This is a genomic window from Clostridium ganghwense (genome assembly GCF_026735165.1).
In the GTDB taxonomy this organism is placed as follows: Bacteria; Bacillota; Clostridia; order Clostridiales; family Clostridiaceae; genus Clostridium_H; species Clostridium_H ganghwense.
In genome coordinates this window covers 1-3,187 of record NZ_JAPQES010000018.1, presented here as the reverse complement: position 1 = coordinate 3,187, position 3,187 = coordinate 1, and the positions used below count along the sequence as shown (strand labels likewise).

The following is a 3,187-nucleotide window of genomic DNA, read 5'->3' as shown; positions in this document are numbered from 1 at the left end:
TAGGCACGCCGCCAGCGTTCGTCCTGAGCCAGGATCAAACTCTCAATTTAAAAGTTTAATCTTTACTCAAATTTATTGACTGACTGTGTTTCCTTACTTCTGTTTAATTTTCAAAGACCAATTTCTTCCTCGCCGCCTTGCGACAGCTTACTTAGTATATCACCTGAACTTTTCTTTGTCAACAACTTTTTTGAATTTTTTTAATTTTCTCAAATTATCTTAATTCATACTTTGTTGTTGCCTCATCACCACTCTCGTGACGACAAGGAATATCTTATCATAAATCTTAAACTAATTACATCAAACATACTCTATTTAATTAAATTATGTTCTTCTCTCTATATTTAACTTGATTTTTCTACATCATTCTCATTTTGATACGCCCGGAGAAGTATATAAGCAAGATTCACTAAAACCCTTGAATCTCCCCATTTTTTTTACATCTTAAATGAAAAAGCTGAGTGTACTAATATACACTCAGCCCTTTTATTTATATGTTATTTAATTTCTGTTGGATATTTTCCCTTTAATTCTTCTACAAAAGTCATATATTTGTGATTTTGTCTTTCTTGAAGAAGTTGAGCTTTTAACATATCTTTAACTTCTTCAAAAGGTTTTTGGTCTGCTTCCTTCTTGCTTTGAACTTCTATTAAGTGATATCCAAATTGAGTTTTAACAGGTTCACTTACTGTTCCTATTTCTAATGTGAACGCAGCTTCTTCAAATTCTGGAACCATTTGTCCTCTTCCGAATTGACCTAAGCTTCCACCTTGAGCTTTTGAAGGACAAGTTGAATATTCTGCAGCAGCATCTTCAAAAGACATTCCGCCTTTTATTTTATCTTCAACTTCTTTTGCTAATTCTTCTGTCTCTACAAGAATATGTCTAGCTGATACCATTTCTGGTGCTTTAAACATTTCTTTATTAGCATTATAGTAATCTTCTACTTCTTTATCTTCTAATTGAACTGTTTTTATTGCATTTTCTATAGCTAATTGAGTTATTATTTCTTTTTTTACAATTTCTAATCTTTCTTTGTAAATTTCTGATTCTTCTATACCACTATCTTTTCCATAGTTATGGAATAATTCAAAAGCAACTAATTGCTCTACTAATTGTTTTTTTCCTTCTTCAGTAGCTAAAAAGCTTCTTCTGTCTTGAGGAAATCTTGCAGTTGCTAATTCTAAATCTTTTTCTGTTATTTGTTTTCCATTAACACTAGCTAAAACATTGTTTTCCATAATTAAACTCCTTTGTGTTTTATTTGAAAGCTTAAAAGCTTACACTCTATCATAACATAAAAATGTATTTACAAACAAAACTTTTTATCCATTAATTCCAATATTTTTACCTACATAAATTCCACTAGCAGCTGCTTGTGATAGAGAGTGTGTAATACCAGAACAATCACCAGCCATATATAAATCCTTAACCTTTGTTTCTAAGTTTTCATTAACTTGGACTAATGGATTATAATATTTTGTTTCTGCTGCATATACTAAAGTATTCTCATCAGCTATACCTTTTACCATCTTATCTAAAACATAAATCATTTCAATAATATCATTTAATAATCTTTTAGGAATTACTAAATTCAAATCAAAAGGAGTTGCATCTAAGGTTGGTTTAGTTGTATTATTATTTATCTCATTATAACTTGTAACTTTGCCTTTTATCATATCTCCAAATCTTTGAACTAAAACTCCTCCCCCTGTAGAATTAACAACCTTTATAACTGAATCTGCAAATTCTTTACTATAAATAATATTATCTTCTGATTTAAAATAATCTGAAACAAATAAAGTAAAATTTATATTATTAGTAGGTTCATTGCTTTCTAAATAATTTTGTCCATCCACCATAATCATACCATTAGTATGCTTAGTAATTACTCTACCCCAAGGGTTCATACAATATGTAATTATAAAATCCTTAGTTTTCTCCGTTCTATATGAAAACTTAGCCTCATATGTACTATCTATAACTTTCTTAAATATACTAGCTGGTACCTCTAGTCTTAACCCTATAGCCGCTCCTTGTTCTCTTACTTTAATATCCAAAGAAGTGCATTGTTCTTTAGTCCAATTAGAACTTGATATACCCGTGGCTAAAATTAGTTTATTCGAATAATAAGTTCTATTTTGGGTCTCTACTGTAAAACTATCATTTTCTTTTCCCTTGGAAATTATATTTATAACTTCTGTATCAAATATTATCTCTACTTTATCCTTTAGATAATTATACATATTTAAAAGAATTTCTTCTGTTTTTAAAGTTCCTAAATGTCTAACCTTTGTATGTAATAACTTTAATCCATATTCCTCTGCTTTTACTTCTAGTTCCTTATTATAAGTAGAATAAGTATTAGCCAATCTATCCCCAAAATTACAGTTGATCTTATCTACATAGTTCATAAGTTCTAAAGCTTTTTTATGACCTATATATTTATATAAATCTCCTCCAAAATTATTGGTATAATTATACTTTCCTTCACATTTCCCAACACCACCCCAGCCACATTTAATATGACAAATACGGCAATTATTGCATTTTTCTATACTCTGTTCTTTAATAGGACAAACTCTCTTTTTAATTTCTTTTCCTTTTTCAATAATTAATATATTAGAACTAGGATTAATTTTATTTAGTTCATATGCTGCAAAGATTCCAGCTATACCAGCTCCAACTATTATTACATCATACTTAATTTAAATCACTCCCAAATTATCATAGGTTTATTATATAACTTACACTATACTAAACTATGATATAAAATTATAAAATAATAGAAAATATTATGATATAGTTTAATATTAACCTACACTGTACATAAATCTATTTAACTCAAGCATAAAAACTTCTATAAAAAATTATATAATACGTATTTAAGATATATTATATTGTATAAATAATCGAAAGATAAATTTATGGAAATACATTTTGAAAGATATTTCAAAAGAAAAATATGATAGGAAGTATACATAAATATTTTTGTTTATTATATATTTTTGTTATTTAATATTTAAATAAATAAAAAAACGCATCTTTATGTAAGATGCGTTTTGGTGATCCACCGGGGAATCGAACCCCGGACAACTTGATTAAAAGTCAAGTGCTCTACCGACTGAGCTAGTGAATCATATTACCCGGCGGCGACCTACTCTTCCACACCGTCTCCAGTGCAGTA

At 28.7% G+C, this 3,187-nt stretch carries 2 protein-coding genes and 1 tRNA gene; all 3 read right to left on the bottom strand.

Translation table 11 applies throughout. The features are described 5' to 3' along the window. Window positions 1-497: 497 nt before the first annotated feature. Entirely contained in the window at window positions 498-1,241 is a 744-nt protein-coding gene (locus OXH55_RS19805; protein WP_268051877.1) for a peptidylprolyl isomerase, read from the bottom strand. A gap of 84 nt (window positions 1,242-1,325) precedes the next feature. Further along, window positions 1,326-2,690 (bottom strand): NAD(P)/FAD-dependent oxidoreductase, encoded by a 1,365-nt coding sequence (locus OXH55_RS19800; protein ID WP_268051878.1) that lies wholly within the window; start codon window positions 2,688-2,690, stop codon window positions 1,326-1,328. Window positions 2,691-3,063: 373 nt separating this feature from the next. Continuing rightward, window positions 3,064-3,139, bottom strand: a tRNA-Lys gene (locus OXH55_RS19795). Window positions 3,140-3,187 lie beyond the last annotated feature (48 nt).

Excerpts from the sequence above, each read along its gene's own strand:
- OXH55_RS19805 (WP_268051877.1), bottom strand. The coding sequence starts at position 1,241 with ATGGAAAACAATGTTTTAGCTAGTGTTAATGGAAAACAAATAACAGAA.